At 60.4% G+C, this 18,736-nt stretch carries 20 protein-coding genes and 1 pseudogene; 11 read left to right on the top strand and 10 right to left on the bottom strand.

Annotation, left to right across the window (positions count from 1 at the left end; genetic code table 11):
- Positions 1-8: 8 nt before the first annotated feature.
- From B6V72_RS17900 to B6V72_RS17875, 6 genes are all read right to left on the bottom strand, one after another.
- Complete coding sequence (locus B6V72_RS17900) at positions 9-398, bottom strand: DUF488 family protein (RefSeq protein WP_078523314.1); 390 nt, start codon at positions 396-398, stop codon at positions 9-11.
- A complete protein-coding gene (locus B6V72_RS17895) occupies positions 398-742 on the bottom strand; it encodes a carboxymuconolactone decarboxylase family protein (protein ID WP_075777506.1) in 345 nt (114 codons plus the stop codon). The genes B6V72_RS17900 and B6V72_RS17895 overlap by 1 nt, the downstream gene beginning before the upstream one ends.
- Positions 735-1,172 carry a hemerythrin domain-containing protein gene (locus B6V72_RS17890; RefSeq protein ID WP_075777507.1) on the bottom strand — a complete coding sequence of 146 codons (438 nt, stop codon included), beginning with the start codon at positions 1,170-1,172 and terminating at the stop codon, positions 735-737. The genes B6V72_RS17895 and B6V72_RS17890 overlap by 8 nt, the downstream gene beginning before the upstream one ends.
- A gap of 204 nt (positions 1,173-1,376) precedes the next feature.
- Positions 1,377-1,712 (bottom strand): group III truncated hemoglobin, encoded by a 336-nt coding sequence (locus B6V72_RS17885; RefSeq protein ID WP_240497756.1) that lies wholly within the window; start codon positions 1,710-1,712, stop codon positions 1,377-1,379.
- A gap of 591 nt (positions 1,713-2,303) precedes the next feature.
- On the bottom strand, positions 2,304-2,453 hold the full coding sequence (locus tag B6V72_RS19435) for a hypothetical protein (RefSeq protein WP_166504583.1): 150 nt from the start codon (positions 2,451-2,453) through the stop codon (positions 2,304-2,306).
- A 116-nt stretch (positions 2,454-2,569) separates the two neighbouring features.
- Positions 2,570-3,124 carry a cytochrome c oxidase subunit 3 gene (locus tag B6V72_RS17875; RefSeq protein ID WP_088736238.1) on the bottom strand — a complete coding sequence of 185 codons (555 nt, stop codon included), beginning with the start codon at positions 3,122-3,124 and terminating at the stop codon, positions 2,570-2,572.
- Positions 3,125-3,374: 250 nt separating this feature from the next.
- Here B6V72_RS17875 and hemN point away from each other — a divergent pair, with 250 nt between their 5' ends.
- Positions 3,375-4,730: an oxygen-independent coproporphyrinogen III oxidase gene (hemN, locus tag B6V72_RS17870; protein ID WP_088736237.1), complete on the top strand. Its 1,356-nt coding sequence runs from the start codon at positions 3,375-3,377 to the stop codon at positions 4,728-4,730.
- Positions 4,731-4,890: 160 nt separating this feature from the next.
- Here the strand turns inward: hemN and B6V72_RS17865 are convergent, their stop codons facing one another.
- The 3 genes from B6V72_RS17865 to B6V72_RS17855 are packed head-to-tail and all read right to left on the bottom strand — an operon-like array spanning position 4,891 to position 7,115.
- Positions 4,891-6,357, bottom strand: a complete 1,467-nt coding sequence (locus tag B6V72_RS17865) for a DUF305 domain-containing protein (RefSeq protein ID WP_233243203.1) — start codon at positions 6,355-6,357, stop codon at positions 4,891-4,893.
- Positions 6,358-6,383: 26 nt separating this feature from the next.
- A complete protein-coding gene (locus B6V72_RS17860) occupies positions 6,384-6,683 on the bottom strand; it encodes a DUF6522 family protein (protein WP_088727447.1) in 300 nt (99 codons plus the stop codon).
- 12 nt (positions 6,684-6,695) lie between these two features.
- Positions 6,696-7,115 carry an Rrf2 family transcriptional regulator gene (locus B6V72_RS17855; RefSeq protein WP_088736236.1) on the bottom strand — a complete coding sequence of 140 codons (420 nt, stop codon included), beginning with the start codon at positions 7,113-7,115 and terminating at the stop codon, positions 6,696-6,698.
- 407 nt (positions 7,116-7,522) lie between these two features.
- Here B6V72_RS17855 and B6V72_RS17850 point away from each other — a divergent pair, with 407 nt between their 5' ends.
- From B6V72_RS17850 to B6V72_RS17805, 10 genes and pseudogenes are all read left to right on the top strand, one after another.
- The gene (locus B6V72_RS17850) at positions 7,523-8,806 is read left to right on the top strand and encodes an NAD(P)/FAD-dependent oxidoreductase (protein WP_088736250.1); all 1,284 of its coding nucleotides are present in this window, start codon (positions 7,523-7,525) and stop codon (positions 8,804-8,806) included.
- A gap of 18 nt (positions 8,807-8,824) precedes the next feature.
- Positions 8,825-9,238 (top strand): RidA family protein, encoded by a 414-nt coding sequence (locus B6V72_RS17845; protein ID WP_088736235.1) that lies wholly within the window; start codon positions 8,825-8,827, stop codon positions 9,236-9,238.
- Between the two features lie 29 nt (positions 9,239-9,267).
- Positions 9,268-9,945, top strand: a complete 678-nt coding sequence (locus tag B6V72_RS17840) for a DUF1028 domain-containing protein (protein WP_038145400.1) — start codon at positions 9,268-9,270, stop codon at positions 9,943-9,945.
- Positions 9,945-10,880, top strand: a complete 936-nt coding sequence (locus B6V72_RS17835) for a LysR family transcriptional regulator (RefSeq protein WP_088736234.1) — start codon at positions 9,945-9,947, stop codon at positions 10,878-10,880. Before B6V72_RS17840 ends, B6V72_RS17835 begins: the two co-directional genes overlap by 1 nt.
- A gap of 3 nt (positions 10,881-10,883) precedes the next feature.
- The gene (gene argE / locus B6V72_RS17830; protein WP_088736233.1) at positions 10,884-11,981 is read left to right on the top strand and encodes an acetylornithine deacetylase; all 1,098 of its coding nucleotides are present in this window, start codon (positions 10,884-10,886) and stop codon (positions 11,979-11,981) included.
- Positions 11,982-12,211: 230 nt separating this feature from the next.
- The gene (locus B6V72_RS17825; RefSeq protein WP_088736249.1) at positions 12,212-13,339 is read left to right on the top strand and encodes an SRPBCC family protein; all 1,128 of its coding nucleotides are present in this window, start codon (positions 12,212-12,214) and stop codon (positions 13,337-13,339) included.
- Positions 13,340-13,800: 461 nt separating this feature from the next.
- Complete coding sequence (locus B6V72_RS17820) at positions 13,801-14,547, top strand: sulfite exporter TauE/SafE family protein (protein WP_088736232.1); 747 nt, start codon at positions 13,801-13,803, stop codon at positions 14,545-14,547.
- Between the two features lie 142 nt (positions 14,548-14,689).
- Positions 14,690-14,875: pseudogene (locus B6V72_RS19430) on the top strand (GntR family transcriptional regulator); the annotation flags it as partial.
- 84 nt (positions 14,876-14,959) lie between these two features.
- Complete coding sequence (locus B6V72_RS19425; RefSeq protein ID WP_240497758.1) at positions 14,960-15,376, top strand: FCD domain-containing protein; 417 nt, start codon at positions 14,960-14,962, stop codon at positions 15,374-15,376.
- A gap of 919 nt (positions 15,377-16,295) precedes the next feature.
- On the top strand, positions 16,296-17,708 hold the full coding sequence (locus tag B6V72_RS17805; protein ID WP_088736229.1) for a sensor histidine kinase: 1,413 nt from the start codon (positions 16,296-16,298) through the stop codon (positions 17,706-17,708).
- Between the two features lie 419 nt (positions 17,709-18,127).
- On the opposite strand, the gene B6V72_RS17800 is transcribed toward B6V72_RS17805, so the two are convergent.
- The coding region (locus tag B6V72_RS17800; RefSeq protein WP_146696219.1) for a Fic family protein at positions 18,128-18,736 on the bottom strand (609 nt) is incomplete at its 5' end.

The following is an 18,736-nucleotide window of genomic DNA, read 5'->3' as shown; positions in this document are numbered from 1 at the left end:
CTCCCGTTCTATAACCATTGGCGCAGGTAATCGCGTAACACGACGGCGTTATTATGTGCCTCGTCCTTTGAAGCATAAAGTAGCGTAACGACGTTCTCGCGTGCATATCCGGCGAGCTCGCGGACCAAATCGTCATGAGCGGCAAGTTCCGCCTCATAACGCGTGGTGAACTCCTGCCACCTATCAGGGTGCTCGTGGAACCAGCGCCGCAATTCGTCGCTCGGCGCGATCTCCTTGCACCAGTGAAACAGTCTGGCGCGGTCCTTCGCCATGCCGCGCGGCCAGAGACGATCGACCAATATCCGCTTGCCATCTGACACGCGTGCCGCGCGATAGATCCGCTTGACGCGGATAAGCTCGCCAGGAGCTTCGGAGGTGGGGGGGCTTGCTGACGGCATCAGCTGTCCGGCTTGTCCGTGTCGCCGATCATCTCAACTGCTTTCAGAGCATGGGTCCAAGAGGCGCCGGCGCGCATTTCCGCGGCGACCCAAATCGCTTCCATGACCTGTTCGTCCGAGGCGCCCGCACGCCGGGCGGCTTTGACATGGCTCTCGATGCACCATGGGCACTGCGTTACGTGCGCGACGGCCACGGCGATAAGCTGCTTGCTGCGCGCATCGAGCGCCCCTTCAGTGAACACCGTTTTCGAAAATGCGCGGAAGGCGTCCTCAGTCTTCGGCGCCAAGGCATGACGCCGCTCCACGAGATTCTTGGTCGGGTTGGGACGATGCATCTCAGACATGGCCTGCGCCTTGGGTTTCGAATTGCGGGAATAACACGTCGTTTTCCAGCCGGATATGGGCTGCTAGGTCTTCAAGAAATTCACCGACCCCGGCATAGAGCCGCGTCCAGCTTTGGCATGCACCGTCCGGCAATGTCAGATCGTTTGTCAATTGCCGGATCTGTTCGACCTCCGCCTCATGGTCGTCGTGATCCGCGCGCATCGTAGCGATCGGCCCGTCCAGCCTCGGTGCCGCGTTGCGGATGGCGGGAAACAGAACCAGCTCCTCCTTCTTCATGTGGACTTCGAGCTCGCCGATCATCCGGTGCAGTAGCACGGACAGCCCGGCAGGGACATCTGCCTGCCCGGCATGAACGGTTTCCACCTTTTCCGAGAGCGTCGCCAGTTCAGGCAATTGAGAGCGATGCTTGGCGTGATACTCTGCCTCGATGTAGCGGGTGAGGCTGGCAGAATCTTGTGGGGGGTAGCGGTCTCGTCATGTTGGTATCCTTTGGTCAGAGCAAAGAGGGGACGGTTCGAGGCGTGGCGCTCTCGACCGCCATATGCAGCGAGCGCGCTATCCGCTCGGCGCGTTCGATGACATGGGCGGCCCCCTCCCGGGGACAGGTCTCTGTCGCGGTCTCGCGGAACAGCATCAGCCAGCGTTCGAAATGATCCCATTCCACTGGCAAGGACGCATGGCCTGCATCGGGGCGCCGTGAAAACGACCGGTCATGAGTGCGACCGAGGACCAGAACTCCACCATCCGCTGCAAATGCGGCCCCCAGTCCGAAATCCTGGAGGCGAAGATCGGCCCGGGAACCGCGTCAGCACGCACCTTGTCGTAGAAGCGATGCACCAACCGGGTCAGTTTATCCTCGTCCAAACCCGTTTGCGCCATAATCGCAGCGGTCGTTTCGGGGCGCGCGGATATGATCTGTAGATCAGCAGGTGACATGGGAACCCCCGAGAATTTGAACTTGAGGCTCATGCTATCTCCGCAAAATAAGCATTGTAAATACCTATTGCGGTGAGTGTAGGATGCCCATGAACTTCGCAATCTCGCAAATTACGGGCGGAGCATTTCGATCCGGATGGCAAGCGTCCGCGAATCTGGTCTTCCCGACCGCCCGCCTTTGGCTGAATCCTTGATGCCCAAGAGGGTGCAGGGGTTACGTTTTCGGACCGTAGCCAGAAGACACGAAACCCTTTAGCACCTCGTCCCTGGCGACGGTCTGGTCCGGGCTCCCTGCGAGGCGCATCAACACGCGCAGGCCGTCATCGGCGGAAGAGGTGGGGCGAATTGTCGTGGCTTACAATGGGTATTTGAATTACTTGCGCGCCTAGCCACCCTTTGCGGGGAGGTAGGATTAAGTAACGGCTTCTATCACGGCGAAGCTGGGTATCGTCGGATCGCCATGGCAGCGACGGCCTGATGCCCGCACCTCTCGTCGCGAAATTCGCGCAACGGGGGTTGTCCATTCGGATCGGCTCACATCAGGTTGTTCGAGGAGCAGAGCGCATCAGGCGAGCGTTGCATATGCAGGTTCGATGGTCGTTACCGAACAGACCAGCAGGCTCCCTATAGCCCCAGTGGCGCGAGATAGAGCACCAGCAACAGGAGGCACACGCCTGTCAGCGCCACATCGAAGCCGCGCTGCCATGCGGGCGCCTGCACCAATCCCAGATATTTTCCGAGGATGATCCGCGCCTTTTGCCAGGCAAGTGCCATCACGACCACCGCTGCCGCCACTGGCCACTTGGCCCAGACCCCCGAGAATGAAAGCAAGGACGAGCCAAGGGTGAGGAGAACAAGCGTGCCAAGCGCGATATAGAGGGACCGGCGTGTCATTGCAGGAGATAGACCACTGGAAAGAGCAGCACCCAGATCAGATCGACCATGTGCCAGAACGCGGTCGCATCCTCGATATTTCCCACATGATCGCGCCACGCCACCAGCAGCAACAGGATGACGCCGGCTGCGACATGCGCGGCGTGAAATCCGGTCAGCAGGAAGTAGAAATTGAAGAAAGGATGCGTGTCCCAGACAATGCCTTGCGCGGCCTTGGACGCGAATTCGGCGCCCTTGATCCAGAGAAATGCCGCGCCGAGCAAAGCGGCACACACAAGAGAAACGCGTGCGCCGCCACGCCTGCGCGATTGCCTCAGATTCAACGCCAGGGCGGCGAAAAAGCCGCTCGTCAGCAAGATAATCGTGTTGGTCGCAGCGGCAGTCCGGTTCAGCGCATTCTGCGCCTCGGCAAAGCCCGTCGGATCAGTGATCCGAACGGACAAGAAAACGATCAACCCCGCCCCGAAAACCAGCAATTCGCTGATAATGAGAACCCACATCAAAAGATCACCGGGCAACTCGTCCAATGCAGTTTGGGTTTGATCCGTCATACAGCAAGACCTTTGCAAGAGCCTTCGGCCCGTCACGACTCAATTGGCTTCAACCTTCGTCGCCATGATCTCTCCCTGCACTATTTGAATGCGCATTGTAAATACCAATTACCGCACACAAGATGACTCAATGCCCTTCTGTCACTTTCACGGTGGAACGAGGGGACCTGTGCGGCCACCGGCTGCGTCTTCGCAAATTTAGTTTGAGCCACAGCAAAGAAGCCCGCTTCTGTCTGTCTGATAAGAGGGCATGGAACACACAGAAACACTTCGGGCCCTTGGCCTCTTCGATGCGCGCGTGCCGCGTTACACGTCCTACCCGACTGCGGCGGCCTTTACGCCCGACACAGGCGCGTTCTTTCAACGCCATGCGCTTGAACGGTTGGACCCGGGCGAGCCTGTGTCGGTCTACATGCACATCCCGTTTTGCGAGCGGCTATGCTGGTTCTGCGCCTGTCACACACAAGGCACGAAAACCCTTGGCCCCGTGGAAAGCTATATCGAGGCGCTCGAGGCAGAGCTCGAAATGGTGCGAGCCATCATACCGGACGGCCTGAAAATGGGCCGCCTTCACTGGGGTGGCGGAACGCCTACCATCCTGCCGCCGGAATTGATACATCGTCTCTCGGAATCGATACGCCGTGTGTTTCCACCAGCTCAGGAATTTGAGTTCTCGGTGGAGATTGACCCGACCATGGTCGATCGCGCGAAGATCGAAGCTCTCGCCTCCGAAGGCATGAACCGCGCGTCGATCGGCATTCAGGATTTCGATCCCGAAGTCCAAAAAGCCATCGGTCGCCTGCAACCGTTCGAAACTACACGCGCGTGCGTCGAAGACTTGCGTGCAGCCGGCATCTCCTCTCTCAACACCGATCTGGTCTATGGCCTCTCGCACCAGAGCCTCGCACGCATCGAAGATACGATCGAAAAGGTTCTCACCTTTACGCCGGACCGCGTTGCGCTCTTTGGTTACGCGCATGTGCCTTGGGTTTCAAAACGGCAAAAGCTGATCGACGAAGACGCGCTGCCGGACGATCTGGCGCGCTACCACCTCGCCACGCGCGCCGGAGAACTGTTTGTCGCGGCTGGCCTCACTGCTATCGGCATCGACCATTTCGCGCGCCCCGGCGACACTCTGACGGCGGCGCTCGAAGCCGGACGGCTGCGTCGCAATTTCCAAGGATACACGACCGACACATGCAGCACTCTCATAGGGCTCGGGGCATCGTCGATTTCGCGCTTTTCGGAAGGTTATGTCCAGAATGCGCCCGCGACCGCGGCTTATCAGCAGCGGATTGCAACCGGTGTTTTTCCGGGCGCTCGTGGCTACCAGTTAAGCCCCGAAGACCAGTTGCGCGCTCGGGCGATCGAGGAGTTGATGTGTAGGTTCGCAGTGGATCTTGACGATTTGAGCCAGGAGTTCGGCACCGATGCCCAGAAGCTGCTACCGTGCCTGACGGAAATGGCCACGCGCTTCGCGCCATTCGCAAGGCTTACGGGAAAGCGCATCGCCATTGCACCGGAAGGTCGCCCGTTAACACGGATGATCGCTTCGGTTCTCGATCAGCACGTGCCCGAGGGTGTGCGCTATTCGCGCGCGTCCTGAAAGTTTGGCGCGCCATCGGAAAATGTCCGCTCTGCTTCAGTGGCACATCTACATGGTGCGGCTGGTGGAGAAACGTGCCTACAAGGCGCAACGCTAGCCGGCTCGTTTTCAGGAAAAAGCAGCCGGGGCGACATCTGGCGACCACTCCGGCTGCGTTGGATCACTCGTCGGGCGTCTCGTTTTGTTGCTTGCGCAACCAAGCCCGCATCGCGGAGATTTCTTGCTGCTGGTCGGCAATGATGTGACGGGCGAGCTCGCGGATTTCTGGATCGGTTCCGCTTGCCAGTTCGATCTTAGCCATATCAAGCGCGCCTTGGTGGTGGGGGAGCATACCCAACACGAAGGCCGCGTCTGGGTCGTCATGCTGAATGCCCGCCATCATGTCCTGGCGCATACTCTTCATCGAGACCTCGTAGGCGGCGGTTACTGAAGCTGCTTTGATCGGCTTCGAAATATCGATCTTTGGATCTTTTCCGCGATCGCGTAGCGTGACTTCAGCCTGTGGTCCGTGAGGATGCTCGGCCGAATACGAATGTGTTGCCATCTGTCCCTCTCCGGCTCGGATTTGCGCCATCGTCTGGACGTCGGTGCCGTAGAAAGCCGCATGCAGACCCCAGTAGGCGGTCGCAAAGATCACCAGTGCAGATGCAAGACCGATCGGGACCCCGAGGAGGGCGCGCCTGATCCAAGACCAGAAGTGCAGCTCACGCGTATGATCGACCGCAATCACGACGATGATGGCCATGATCAGTGCATGCCCGATGAGGTCGATCCGTCCGAAGGGATAGACTGCAGAGTTGAAGATCACGAAGAGCGCTATCGCTGAAAGTCGCCGCACGAGTGGGGTCGCAAGCAGACCGAAGCCCATTGTGAACTCGGCGACCCCAGCCATCGGAATGAACATGTCGCGCGGAATGCCAAAGGTGAGAAAAGGCTTTTCCTGCACGAGCGGATAGAACCATTCAGGATATGCAAACTTCTCGAGGCTCGACCACATCAGCGCGATGGCAACACCCCAGCGGAGGACTTCGAAGCGATGCTTGCGCCATTCAGGACGATCGGCCGCCTCGAGGACCAGGTAAGTCGCCACGGCGACGCCGAGCGCGAGGTAGTCGAGCAGGTGGAAGGGATCGTAGTCGCGTAGAGCGAGCACCCAGAGGAAGATGATACCCGCCGCCGAAAGGGGCTGCGTGCGACGCGAAACGATGCCAAGGGCGATCAGGAGCTGGACCCAGCTTACCCATTCCGCAGGAGTCTGGAGATCAGGCGTGAGGTAAACGCCTCCCACCGCGAAGATAGCAACAAAAAAACCTGCGACGACAATTCGAACGAAATTGTCTAGCTCCAGCCAGAGGGGATTAGAAAGGCTATCCATTGCATCGAGCGCAGCCACTCCGACGGTCGTGCGCTCCACCAGTCGCGTCGCGATGAAAAAGACCAGCACCAACACGATCCCGGACCAGAACCAAGTATCCGTCAGCGTCCGCGTGATAGGGGCCGGAGCTGCGCCGACGATATAGGGTGCGAACCACTTTACGTGGGCTGAGGCCGCAACTGGTGTAAGCGCGCTAAAGATCGCAAGGGAAGCGCCATGGCTCAGCTTGCGGGGGAGAGAGGGTAGCATCATCGTCCCTTTCCGGTGGGGATTGATGGTCAGGTTTTCGAACGGGTCGTCGCAAGGTCGCGCGGAGCCGCAACGGGTGCGTGTGAGGGAAAGGTGCCGCGTGACAGGATCGTGCCGTTCTCATCGACAACGAGGCGTAGCGCGCGACCGCCAAAGTAGAAGGTCAGCCGCCACCGCCCGGCATCGTCGTCGACACCGGCCTCGCATCTGCTTGTGACTTCGCCGTCGCGGAGTTTCGCGAGAACATCGGATGGTGAAAGGCCGAAAGCGCGTCCAACGAGTTCTGCATCGACCGTGAAACCCTCGGTGGTGAAAGACACGTTACGCATCACTATTTCCTTTCAGACCGTAGCCGGAAGAGTGGCCGGCAAGGCGATGTCTGCCAGCGTCGAACGATCGAGTTCCGCCAAAAACGCGGCCTCTGCGGCGTGGAGTTTACCCTTCAGGCCACAGACAGGGGTAATGCAGCACGCGCCGTCAGGAGAGAAACATTCGACAATGGCCTGGTCCTGCTCGAGAAGTCGCACGAGGTCTCCAAGAACGATCTCGTGAGCGGGCTGGCCGAGCATTGCGCCGCCACCGCTCCCGCGCCGCGTGGTCACGAAGCCGTGCCGGGCCAGGCGCTGAATGACTTTATTCAGGTGGTGGCGAGAGATACCGAACTCATCGGCGATCTCGGCCGTCGAGAAGGCGCGCTCCGGCGCGCTGGCCATCCGCATCAGCGCTCGGAGGCCAAAATCTGTGAAACTGGTCAGGCGCATATGGTGCCTCCAAAGAAACAAGTATTAAAAATGCTTGTTATAGGTTCAGGCGCGATCGCACAATGATCTTCGTGTCAAGTCAGTAACGTCCCGGACGCCACCCGCCTTTCCGCAACAGGCCGGACGGGGAGACCTAAAGCACCGAGGCAACTCGGCTTGAAGGAACTGGGCCGGCGCTCAGATTTTCCGGGCTGACCACAGGATACTCGTTTTGTGCTGAAAGGATAAGGCTCGCACAGAGCGATGCTCCCTTCGCGGTGAATGGTAGGCTAACTTAGGATCTCCCTAATCAATGCTATCGAAAATCGTTATTTTAGTTAACCTGCCCCGGTTATACCGAGAAGGCACGGGACGAGGGCCCTCGTGCCACTTTCGGGCAACGAAACAAACCGTTGGGGACTGCGCTGATGAAGATTGAAGACACCAATACGCTCGTCATTGGTGCGGGGCAGGCCGGGATCGCCATGAGTGAGCATCTGACGCGCCGGCGGATCGCACATATTGTCCTCGAGCGGGCGCGCATCGCCGAATCCTGGCGCACGCGCCGTTGGGACTCGCTCGTCGCGAACGGACCGGCCTGGCATGATCGCTTTCCGAATATGGAATTCGAGGGCCACTCTCCGGACACCTTCGTCGGGAAAGAGGATGTGGCCGCGTATTTCGAGGCCTATGCCGAACGCTTTGCGGGTCAGATCCGGAGCGGGGTCGGGGTGACGGAGCTCACGCCGCTGGAGGGGCGTCCAGGGTATCGCGCGGACACGTCGGAAGGAGCGATCGAGGCGCAAACCGTCGTCGTTGCGACCGGTGCCTTCCAGAAACCAGTGATCCCCCCGATTGTGCCCGAGGCCGAGTGGCTTAGCCAGATACATTCCAGCGATTACCGAAATCCGGATGCGCTGCCGAAGGGGGCGGTGCTCGTTGTTGGAGCAGGATCTTCCGGAGCGCAGATCGCGGATGAGTTGATGCGGGCAGGGCGACGCGTCTTCCTTTCGGTGGGACCGCATGACCGGCCGCCGCGCAGCTATCGTGGCCGCGACTTCGTCTGGTGGCTGGGCGTGCTCGGGAAGTGGGACCGGCAGGCGAGCGCTCCGGGCGCCGAGCATGTCACCATCGCGGTCAGCGGAGCAAACGGGGGGCAAACGGTCGATTTCCGCAGGCTTGCCCAAAAAGGTATTACCCTTCTCGGACGCACCGAGACTTGTGCCAATGGCGTGCTTTCCTTCGCCGCGGACCTCGAACGCAACATCCGCCGTGGAGACGAGAACTACCTCGCGCTTCTCGACGAGGCAGACGCCTATGTGACGCGCAACGGACTCGACCTGCCTCCCGAGCCATCGGCCCGGGCGCTTGCCGCGATGCCGGACTGCGTGACCGATCCGCTGCAGACGCTCGACATTCGCGCGGCTGGCATTTCCACTATCATTTGGGCGACCGGTTTCGCTAACGATTACGGCTGGATGGCGGTCGATGCCTTTGACGAGGCTGGCCGGCCCGCGCATCAGCGCGGCGTGTCGCGCGCACCGGGGGTGTATTTTCTCGGCCTGCCATGGCTTTCGGGGCGCGGATCCAGCTTCATCTGGGGCGTCTGGCATGATGCGAAATATCTCGCAGATCACATCGAGATCCAGGCCAGCTACCGTGCTTATCGTCCCGATCCCGCAGCGGCCCGCGCCGCTTCCCGCCCCGCTTGATCCGAACAGGGAAACATCATGGCTCATACCCGAATTCGCGCCTTCAACACGAAGGACACTTACCCCGAACAGAACCTCGACAATGATCTCGCGCAGGCCGTCGTGGCGCGTGGGCAGATGATCTTCCTACGAGGGCAGTGTCCGCAAGACCTCGACACCGCGAAGAATATCGATAGCCACGACCCGGTCGAGCAGACCCACAAGGTCATGCAGAACATCCGCCAGCTCATCGAAGAGGCAGGAGGCGAGATGGCGCATCTGACCAAACTTGTCGTCTACCTTACCGACGTGCGCCACCGCGAGGCCGTCTACCGGACAGTGGGCGAATACATCCGCGGTGTGCATCCTGTTTGCACTGGTCTCGTAGTGGTCGCTCTTGCGCGACCCGAATGGCTGGTGGAGATTGACGCAACAGCCGTAATCCCCGACTGACCCGATTTCTGCAGCGAAACGGAGCACGCATGACCTTTTCTATCGTAGCCAGATGTGCGCAAAGCGGCCAGCTCGGCGTTGCAATATCCTCGTCTTCACCGGCGGTCGCAGCGCGCTGCGCGCGGGCGCGGGCCGACGTCGGCGCGGTCTCGTCGCAAAACGTGACCAATCCCGAGCTGGGGAAAATCATGCTGGACCGGATGGCAGCGGGCGAGGGCGCAGCGGATGCCGTGGCCGCGGCACGCGACGGCGACGATCATCCCGATTATCGCCAGCTTCTCGCAATTGACGCGCGCGGCGCGACATCGGTTCATTCGGGTCCGAAGGCCCTCGGGATATGGGCCTCCGCCGAGGGCCGCGACTGCGCCGCAGGCGGCAACATGCTGGCGGAGAATGGTATCCCGGCGAAGATGGTGGCGGCCTTCGAAGCGGCGGACGGTCCTTTCGGGGATCGCCTGATCGCGGCGATGAAGGCGGGTCTCAAAGCCGGCGGCGAAGCCGGGCCAGTGCATTCCGCGGGGCTGTTGATAGTGGACCGGCAAAGCTGGCCCTATGCCGATCTGCGGGTCGACTGGCTCGACGAGGGCTGTCCGATCACCGCGTTGTCCGATCTTTGGGCGCGCTACCGTCCGCAGGCCGACGATTACGTGACCCGCGCGTTGAACCCAGGCGCAGCACCGTCCTATGGCGTTCCGGGCGACGACTGATGCCGTTGCGGATCACGCTCCGCCAGCTCGAATACTTTATCGCTGTCTGCGATTGTGGTTCCATTACGCTCGCGGCCCAGAAGCTGAACGTCTCTTCGCCCACGATTTCCGCTGCCATTGGCCAGCTCGAGGCAGAGGTCGGCTTGACGCTCTTCAATCGGCGTCATGCCCATGGCCTGACCGTATCGCAAGTGGGGCGTCGCTTCCTAGAGGGGGCGCGGGAGGCCGTCGCACGGGCGGAGGCGCTCGGCGATCTGGCGAGCGACTTGGCCGGCACAGTGCGAGGCGACCTGCATGTAGGCTGTCTGATCACTTTCGCGCAGATCGTGCTACCGAAACTGCGCCGCAGTTTCATCGACACCTATCCCGAGGTCGTCTTCCACCAGTTCGAACGCGATCAATCTGAGATTTTTGAGCAGCTGCGGGATGCCAGGTTGGATGTGGCGATAACCTACGATCTCGACATTCCCCCCGATCTCGATTTCCAGCCATTGATCGACCTGCCGCCCGTTGCCCATTTCGCGCAGGATCATCCTCTGGCCGGGTTGCGCGAGGTGGCACCCTCGGAGCTTGTCGACCTGCCGATGATCCTACTCGATCTACCGGTGAGCACCGACTATTTCCTGTCGCTCTTCGGTGCCACGGGACAGCGCCCGCGCGTAGTGGAGCGGACGCGTGATATCGCGGTGATGCGCTCACTGGTGGCGAATAACTTCGGTTATTCCATCGCCAATATCCGGCCGATCACGGACCAAGCTCCTGACGGTGGCACGCTGCTTTTCGTGCCGATCTCGGGCGGACCTCGGTTGCTCAAGATGGGCATTCTGACGAGCCGGGGAGCGAAAACCTCCCGCACGGTCGCCGCTTTCGTCGAGCATGTCCGTGAAAATTTGAGCGATGCGAGCGAATTCAGTTTCGCGGCTGCAATGAGGTAAACCATGGAACTCTCCACCAAAGACATCCTCGCAGCGCTCGTCGGTTTTCCAACGGTCACGGACGGGCCCAACGGCGCATTAGTCGATTGGGTCGAAGACTTCCTGCAGTTGCACGGTTTCGCGACATGGCGGCTCGTGTCCGCCGATAGCCTGAAGGCGGGTCTACTTGCAAAGCGCGGGGAAGGAGACGGCGGCCTGCTCTGCTCTGCACACTCCGATGTCGTGCCGGTCGCTGGGCAAGCGTGGTCGCGAGATGCCTTTGGCCTCTTCGAGCGCGATGGCCGATATTTTGGGCGCGGCACGACCGATATGAAAGGCTTTCTTGCCTGCGTTCTAGCCGTCGTACAATCACTTAAGGTCGAAGCCCAGAGCATGCCTCTGAGCCTCGCGCTCAGCTGGGATGAGGAGATCGGTTGCCGCGGCATAGCCGAGATGATCGATACGGTAATCCCTACGCTGGGACGGCCAGACCTCTGTCTTGTTGGAGAGCCGACTTCGCTGAAGATCGTGACCGGACACAAGGGCAAGGCAAGCTACCGGGCTGTCGCGACTGGCGAGGCTGGGCACTCGGCGATGGCGCCGCAGTTTCGGAACGCGCTGCACCCGGCTGCCGACCTCGTGCAGGCGATCCGGGAGCGGCAGTCCACACTCGTGAAGGAGGGCGCGCGGGACGAGCGTTATGACCCTCCCTTCTCGACAATCCATGCCGGGGTCTTGCGTGGCGGCACCGCGTTGAACATCGTTCCGGACCGCGCTGAGCTTCTGTTTGAGATCCGCCACCTCACTGCCGAGACGCCCGAGGCGATCATGGCGGGTCTCGATGTGCCCCGCAATGTGACGATCACGCAGACAGGGAGCTACCCGGGCCTTTGCAGCAACGCAGAGCACCCGGCAATCCGCGCTTTTGCGTCTAGCCTTGCGCAGCCGGACGCCGGCACCGTCGCATTCGGCACGGAAGCGGGATTTTTCGCAAAACTCGGCCTTGCCACGATCGTCTGGGGGCCAGGCGACATGCGCGACGGTCATCAACCTGACGAATCGATTGCGATCTCCGAACTCGAGAGCTGCATACGAATTTTGCGCGCTTATCTGTCCTATTGAAGGTGGTTCTGCAGGCCTCTTGCGGGCGGTGCGGCGAGGCGGTGCGGCGCGCGTGGAATCCGCTCGTCGCGCAGTTTGACCTCCGGTCGCTCGTTTAGACCTAGCCTAAGCCAGACTAATAGAAAAATTTCTTTCAACGAAGCAGGGGCGGCGGCATTCAGGAGAGGCCCGGAATGAACATCTCCGGGCCAGGTATGGAGCCTTCGATGAACGAGAACACTCCCGTCACCATCCCTCGGATCGATCCTGTTGCCGAACTCGCCGCCAATGTGGCGGTCCCGTTCGAGCACGCCTTTGCTATGCCGAGCTCCGTCTACACCTCAAAGGAGTTTCTCGCCGTCGAAGAGGAGCGGATCTTCGCGAAGAGCTGGCTCTGCGTCGGTCGCGCTGACTCGCTCGACGGACCGGGCGCCTACTTGACGACCGAGGTTGCCGGCGAGCCGATCATCGTGCTACGCGACGCCAAGGGCGCACTGCGAGCGATGTCGAACGTCTGCCGCCACCGAATGTCGACGCTGCTGGATGGGCGTGGCACCGTGCGAGTCATCACCTGTCCTTACCACGCCTGGACTTATTCGCTCGACGGATCGCTCCGCGGCGCGCCGGCAATGGAGATGAACGGCTCTTTCTGCAAGGAAAGTTCGGGCTTGTCCTCGGTCCGCTGCGTCGATTGGAAGGGCTGGATCATGCTGACCCTCGATCCTGATCTGGCGGAGCCCTCGGAGATCTATTCCGAGGTGGACGATCTTGTCGGCTACCTTGACATGGCGAGCTATCGCGAGACGTTCCGCGAGGAGCATCGCTGGAACACCAACTGGAAGATTCTCGCCGAGAACTTCATGGAGAGCTACCACCTGCCGGTCTGCCACGCGGGTACAATCGGTGGCGCGAGCAGGCTCAAGGACATGGTCTGCCCTGAAGGTTTCGCGAATTTCAACTTTCACCACATCCTCAAAGCCGATTCCGTGCCGCTGGCACTGGCGCATCCGTCCAACACCGTCCTGGAAGGTGACGACCGCCGCCGCACCTGGCTGCTGGCGATTTACCCGTCGCTGATGATCACGCTCACCCCGGGCTATTTCTGGTATCTTTCTCTGCGTCCTGACGGGCCCGATCACGTGAAGATTCTATATGGCGGCGGTCTCTCGCCCGATTTCCTCGCAGATCCGGACGCGGAGGCCCATCTCGCCGCTCTCAAGACACTGCTCGACGAGGTGAACGCGGAAGACAAGGGCTGCACCGAAAAAGTCTGGAAAGGTATGCAAAGCCGCTTTGCCAAGCCCGGGCCCCTCTCGCATCTCGAACGCCCGAACTACGAATTCGCCCAGTGGCTTTCGCGAATGGTATCGACCGGCTGACGTGGACAGGGCCGGCTCCCGTGAAGAGCGCCCGGCACTAATTCATAGACTCCGGTGTGCAGGTCGCCCTTGTAATCGTAGATGGGATCCTGATTACAGCCGGGGTTCGTGACCCTCGAAATTCTTCTGTATGGTCAAGGCGTCCTTCGGCGTTCCCGGAGCGTTCTCGCGGAAATACGGCTCGGGCACAGTTGAGATGGTGTCGTCGCCCGAGACCGAGTTCGAAAGCATTTCGACCGGCACATCTACGTCTATTGATTTTATCAAGCAAGAATGAGGTCTTAACCTTTCTCGCGCACAGCGCAGCGGGAGTATCGTAGGCAAGAAGGCGTGTTCGTGAGCGAGGTTCACGACGCTCTGAACAGACGCCGAGCTGCGAGACGGGTTAGCGAAGCAGACCAATTCGCAGACCAAATCCCACGAGGTGTATGTAGTAGGTCCATCACTTCAAGGATCGTTTCATGCTCTCCATCGTTTTACTTGTCTTAGCAGGCCTCATGGCCGGAATGGTTAATGCGATCGCGGGTGGCGGCACGCTTCTCAGCTTTCCAGCTTTGGTCTGGCTAGGCGTCCCGCCCGTGATGGCAAATGCCACTGCGACGCTGACAGCGCTGCCGGGATACATTGGAAGTACCTGGGCGTACCGGAACGACATTCGTGCCGAGGAAAGTCTTGGCCTCGCAGGCGTGGTAGGAACTGCGGCTCTTGGCGGACTTACAGGGGCCGGTCTGTTGCTGATTACCCCCGGAGAAGCTTTTGTCGGCATCGTGCCGTGGCTCCTCTTCGCCGCGACATTGCTCTTCGCTGCAGGGCCTCGTCTCGTGGCGATGGTGCGGGCCCGCGGCCTGAAGGTAGGACCGGTGCTTTCGGCTGTCGCGATCTTTCTCGTCTCCGGCTATGGCGGCTACTTCAACGGCGGGGTAGGAATTATGCTTCTCGCGATGTTCAGTCTCATCGGCTTTCGCAATCTCCACGGCATGAACGGTCTAAAAAATCTTCTGTCCGCCGTTCTCTCGCTGGTTTCAGTCACAGCTTACGCGAGCGCTGGCCTGATCGCTTGGGACTCCGCTGCCGTGTTGGCCGTCTCAACCACATTGGGCGGCTATATTGGGGCGCATCAGGCGCGCAGAATCCGGCACACCGAGTATCTTCGTGGGCTGATCGTAGCGATCGGTGCGGTGTTGACGCTGGTCTTTTTCGTCATCTGACCGGCACGCTCGTCAGGGCGGACGCGGACCGTCGTTTCGCCGGCAATTCGGCGTCCGCCCGAGATCCGGAAAACGCTGGCCGCCCGGACTTGCTTTCCGTGGTGTTCGGTCCGAACATCAATGCGATCAAGGGAAGGGCGGTATGCGAACTGATAAAATAGCGGCACGGGGACGGCTATGGCGCATAATAGAGGAACGCGCGCCCGCACCAGGAGACCGGCTTCCGCCTGAGCGGCTGTTAAAGGACCTTGTCGGATGTAGCCGCGAAACGTTGCGCGCTGCACTCGGCGCGTTCGAGGCGGAAGGTGAGGTCTGGCGGCATGTCGGACAGGGGACATTTCGGGGCCGGGCGCCGCTGGGGCGACCGGTAAAGGATACCCTTCTGCTGGAAGCGACTACGCCTGTGGATCTGATGGACGCGCGCAGACTGCTCGAACCGCAGGTCGCGGCGGCAGCGGCGATGCGACGGGAGTCAGAGGACATTGCTCATCTTCGCCGGTGTGTTGCTGAAGGGAAAGCGGCGCGCAACCGCGCCGAATGTGAACGGGCAGATGATGCCTTCCACCAGACCGTTGCCCGGGTGGCGCGAAACCCGGTTCTGATTGCGCTCCTACGACATTTTTCAGGCACACGTTGCCGCGCAGTCTGGCAAAGGGAATGGGATCGAACCTACCGACGCGTCGGAGTCGAAGAGTTCACCCTTGTTCATTGTGGTCACCACGAAAAGGTGGTTGCGGCGATCGCGGACAGGGATCCCCGCGCGGCGCATCGGGCCATGGCCCATCATCTCGAAGTTGTCAGTAGCGCGATGCGAGAGGCCGATCCGTAGAGACCCAGCCGATTGAGCTGCGCCCTAACGTTAGGCATGCCGAGAACCGCCCCACCGAAGGAAGCTACGTGCTGCATCTTTTCGTCTGTATCAATTATTGATCATTGCGCCAGACAGCACGTTCCGTAAGCTACCCTCGATCTGATTTCTGTTCTCGCGGGGCGTCGAAGACGATCGTCTCGCCCGGAACCACGAGATTAAAATCGATGAAGATCGCGCTTCCAAAAGCTCACGTCGGTTTTGTCGGTGTCGGCGTACTCGTTATGAACTTCGGAGCCTTGCGTGCGAACGTCTCCGATTCCTTCCGCTACTTTGACTTATGCCACCCCTTAGGATAACCCAGCCCGGAGGTGCCCCCCGACGCAGGAAAAAGTTGACCGGGCAAGGCTCCGGAAATCCCAACGATCGAAGGGCGCGATGGCGTCTCGCCCCGATCCAGTTTTTGTCCTGAACGCCCGGACCTGTCGCTGGCGGTGTCCGGCGGCCTCCCGAGGAAGGACGCTAAATGCTTCACATTCCGGATGTGCGCCTTCTGCGTCGTCTCGCACAACCCGCGGGTGTTCTTGTCCTCGATCATCCGCTGGCGCAGCGGGGTGGTGTTCTTCTCCTCCGTGGAAATCTCCTGTCTGAAGGGGGGAAGACCCCCATCATCAGCCCGGAAAGCTCGGCCACATAGAAAAACGCGGAAATGACGGGCAACACCAGCCACGAGCGCCATCGCCGCGGAGCGGCTTAGTCCTTACGCCCTTTGTTTCCCGGGGCTGCAGGCGCAAATGGTTCACTGGAAATATTCGTTATGTCCGCCAAAATGTGGCCAGACTATCCCAACGCAACGCGGCAAGGGCCGCCTTCTTCTTGTGTCGTCCCGTAGCTCCCTTATACATACAAAACTCGCCAAGCTTTAGTCCTAGAGGTTTGCATGCCGTGGAAGGAATTCGAAAAGCACGCCGAGGCCAATTCACAGCAGATTTATCGCACGGTGATCGAGGGTGCTCCGGCAATGCTTTGGCTTGGCGATGCAGAGGGCAAATGCGTTTTCCTGAACAAGATGCAGCGCGAGTTCTGGGGCGTCGCCCTGGAGGACATTCCCGATTTCGACTGGACGAGTTCACTGCATCCCGATGAGGCCGCCCAATTGGCTGAGCCGTTTCGTGCGGCCATGGAGAACCAAACCGAGATGCAGGTTGAGGCCCGATACCGCCGGTCCGATGGCGTGTACCGGATACTCAGAACCGTCGCGCAGCCCCGCTTCTCCGACGGCGGCGAGTTCCTCGGGATGGTTGGTGTGAATACCGATGTCACCGACCAGAGGGAGAGCGAGGAACAACTGAGGCGGGCGATGGAGTCGCTCTCCCTCGCCACGAATGCTTCCCAGCTGGGATGGGGGACGTGGGACACGGGTGCCGACATCGCCGAGTGGGACGCGCGGGGCCGCGAGATCTTGGGGCTGTCACCTCACGAGACAACTGTCGAGTCGTGGCGGCAGCGCATCCACCCGGAGGACGGAGATGCGGTGCGCAGCGAACTTGAAACCTGTGTCGAGAGCGACCGCACCTTTGACGTCGTCTATCGTGTTCTTCACCCGGACGGGAAGGTGATCCGCGTGCACGGCACTGGCATCTTGCATAAGACACCAGAGGGCTTGAGAGGCACCGGCCTGGTTCGCGATGTGACCGAGCAGGCGAGGGAAGAAGAGTTCCAGAAACTTGCCATCCGAGAACTCAACCACCGGATCAAGAACTTGCTTGCCCTCGTTAATTCGCTGGTATCGCAAACCAACGCTACCGGGGACGCGGCCGACTACAAGGCCACCCTCCAAGGACGGCTACGAGCACTGGCGGCGACAGTTGGGATCTCCGCTTACGGCCCGTCGAGTAGTGCCGACTTGGAAGAGCTCGTCGAGGCGGTGTTGGGTCCTTATTCCCTCGACAGACCGGATAGTATCCGGATTTCAGGCCCCGCGGCCCGCTTGCCAGAGCGTTATGCACGGATCGTCGGCTTGGCGTTGCACGAGTTGGCCACGAACGCGGTAAAGTACGGAGCGCTCTCGTCTGCGGAAGGCCACGTCGACCTTAGCTGGACCCATGCGAACGAGAACGGCTCTGACCGTATCCGGATAGTCTGGTCGGAGACGGGCGGCCCGATCGTGGAGGCCCCGTCGAGAAAAGGTTTCGGTTCACGTCTGTTGCAGGACCTCGTTGCGATGGAGGCCGACGCCCAGTCGGAGCTGAGATTTATCTCGACGGGCGTCCGGTACAGCCTCGATCTCCCAATAGAAAGTCCGCCTTCCGCGCCGGCGCGCGAGCAGATTGCAGAGCAGAAAGAAGCGTAAATATCCAGAGATGTTCCCGCGACTACGAAGTTATTTGCCCGGACAAGCTCCCGCCGCGCCGGAAGCTACATGGACGGCGAAACAAAGGCGCGGACCGACACCCACGGACGCACGTTCGGAGACTTATTCTGGCTCGAAGTTTTGGGCCGGGTGCCGACCGGGGAGCCATCGCGCAGACACCGGATTTCGCAGGCGCGACGGGATCGCTTGTGGCGACGCATGACGTCGAGAGGCATAGTTGTCCGGGAATACGCGCAGGAGCCAGAGAACGTCTTCTCAGTCCACCACAACAGCGTCGGTGAATGTTGCGGCGAGCATCGGTCCTCCTATCTGATTACAGCGGTGCTGCGGACGTAAAGTGTTCTCTCGTAAGGTGCTAGAATGTAGGTGTCTCTAGTGCTCCGACGTCGCCCCCATCCTCAGCCTGGTAAACCGCCATCGGCGAAAAGGTTCGGAAAAAGCCGTTCCCGATAGTCCAGCGGAAACGCCAGTCTTACCGGCGTCTTTGGCGACGCGGACGTCAGATACCCGGCATCGGTCAGTTTACTGAGCGTATTGCGCGCCGTGCGTTCGGAAGTCTTGAGAACAATCTGCGCCTCGCCACGCTCAAGCTTGCCATAGCGGAGAACGGCCGAGATCAGATCTGGGGCACGCTTGTCGTCAATGGTGTCTTCGACAAGGCGTCGGTAGCGCTTTTCTAGCCCGCCAAGGTCGAACAGCTTTGCGGAAAACGTGATCTGATCGAGCGTAACTTTCAGAAACCATTCGCTGAACGTTTTCAGTGCTGCTTCAGACAGGTTGCCGCGACCGTCGCGGTCTCCGCGTCTTGGGTTGTCTGCAAGGTCCATCATGCGTTTGTATTCACCGCGATCGGTCAGTCCGCGTGCGAGTCCGCGGGAAACTGACCAAAGGCCTTGGCCGCCAATGCCGGCTGTCAGAGCCATGGCATGTGACATCAATCGGCTGACGCGCCCGTTTCCGTCTGGGAATGGATGGATGTAATTCAGTCGATGATGCGCCGACGCGAT

Source organism: Thioclava sp. F34-6, from assembly GCF_002213235.1.
Lineage (GTDB): Bacteria > Pseudomonadota > Alphaproteobacteria > Rhodobacterales > Rhodobacteraceae > Thioclava > Thioclava nitratireducens.
The sequence above is the reverse complement of the archived record's forward strand: the minus strand, read 5'-3'. Positions and strand labels throughout refer to the sequence as shown.

Bases quoted from the DNA above. Each gene is read 5' to 3' on its own strand.
- B6V72_RS17900 (WP_078523314.1), bottom strand. From the start codon at position 398: ATGCCGTCAGCAAGCCCCCCCACCTCCGAAGCTCCTGGCGAGCTTATC.
- B6V72_RS17895 (WP_075777506.1), bottom strand. From the start codon at position 742: ATGTCTGAGATGCATCGTCCCAACCCGACCAAGAATCTCGTGGAGCGG.
- B6V72_RS17885 (WP_240497756.1), bottom strand. From the start codon at position 1,712: ATGAGCCTCAAGTTCAAATTCTCGGGGGTTCCCATGTCACCTGCTGAT.
- B6V72_RS19435 (WP_166504583.1), bottom strand. From the start codon at position 2,453: ATGGCACTTGCCTGGCAAAAGGCGCGGATCATCCTCGGAAAATATCTG.
- B6V72_RS17875 (WP_088736238.1), bottom strand. From the start codon at position 3,124: ATGACGGATCAAACCCAAACTGCATTGGACGAGTTGCCCGGTGATCTT.
- hemN (WP_088736237.1), top strand. From the start codon at position 3,375: ATGGAACACACAGAAACACTTCGGGCCCTTGGCCTCTTCGATGCGCGC.
- B6V72_RS17865 (WP_233243203.1), bottom strand. From the start codon at position 6,357: ATGATGCTACCCTCTCTCCCCCGCAAGCTGAGCCATGGCGCTTCCCTT.
- B6V72_RS17860 (WP_088727447.1), bottom strand. From the start codon at position 6,683: ATGCGTAACGTGTCTTTCACCACCGAGGGTTTCACGGTCGATGCAGAA.
- B6V72_RS17855 (WP_088736236.1), bottom strand. From the start codon at position 7,115: ATGCGCCTGACCAGTTTCACAGATTTTGGCCTCCGAGCGCTGATGCGG.
- B6V72_RS17850 (WP_088736250.1), top strand. From the start codon at position 7,523: ATGAAGATTGAAGACACCAATACGCTCGTCATTGGTGCGGGGCAGGCC.
- B6V72_RS17845 (WP_088736235.1), top strand. From the start codon at position 8,825: ATGGCTCATACCCGAATTCGCGCCTTCAACACGAAGGACACTTACCCC.
- B6V72_RS17840 (WP_038145400.1), top strand. From the start codon at position 9,268: ATGACCTTTTCTATCGTAGCCAGATGTGCGCAAAGCGGCCAGCTCGGC.
- B6V72_RS17835 (WP_088736234.1), top strand. From the start codon at position 9,945: ATGCCGTTGCGGATCACGCTCCGCCAGCTCGAATACTTTATCGCTGTC.
- argE (WP_088736233.1), top strand. From the start codon at position 10,884: ATGGAACTCTCCACCAAAGACATCCTCGCAGCGCTCGTCGGTTTTCCA.
- B6V72_RS17820 (WP_088736232.1), top strand. From the start codon at position 13,801: ATGCTCTCCATCGTTTTACTTGTCTTAGCAGGCCTCATGGCCGGAATG.
- B6V72_RS19425 (WP_240497758.1), top strand. From the start codon at position 14,960: ATGGACGCGCGCAGACTGCTCGAACCGCAGGTCGCGGCGGCAGCGGCG.
- B6V72_RS17805 (WP_088736229.1), top strand. From the start codon at position 16,296: ATGCCGTGGAAGGAATTCGAAAAGCACGCCGAGGCCAATTCACAGCAG.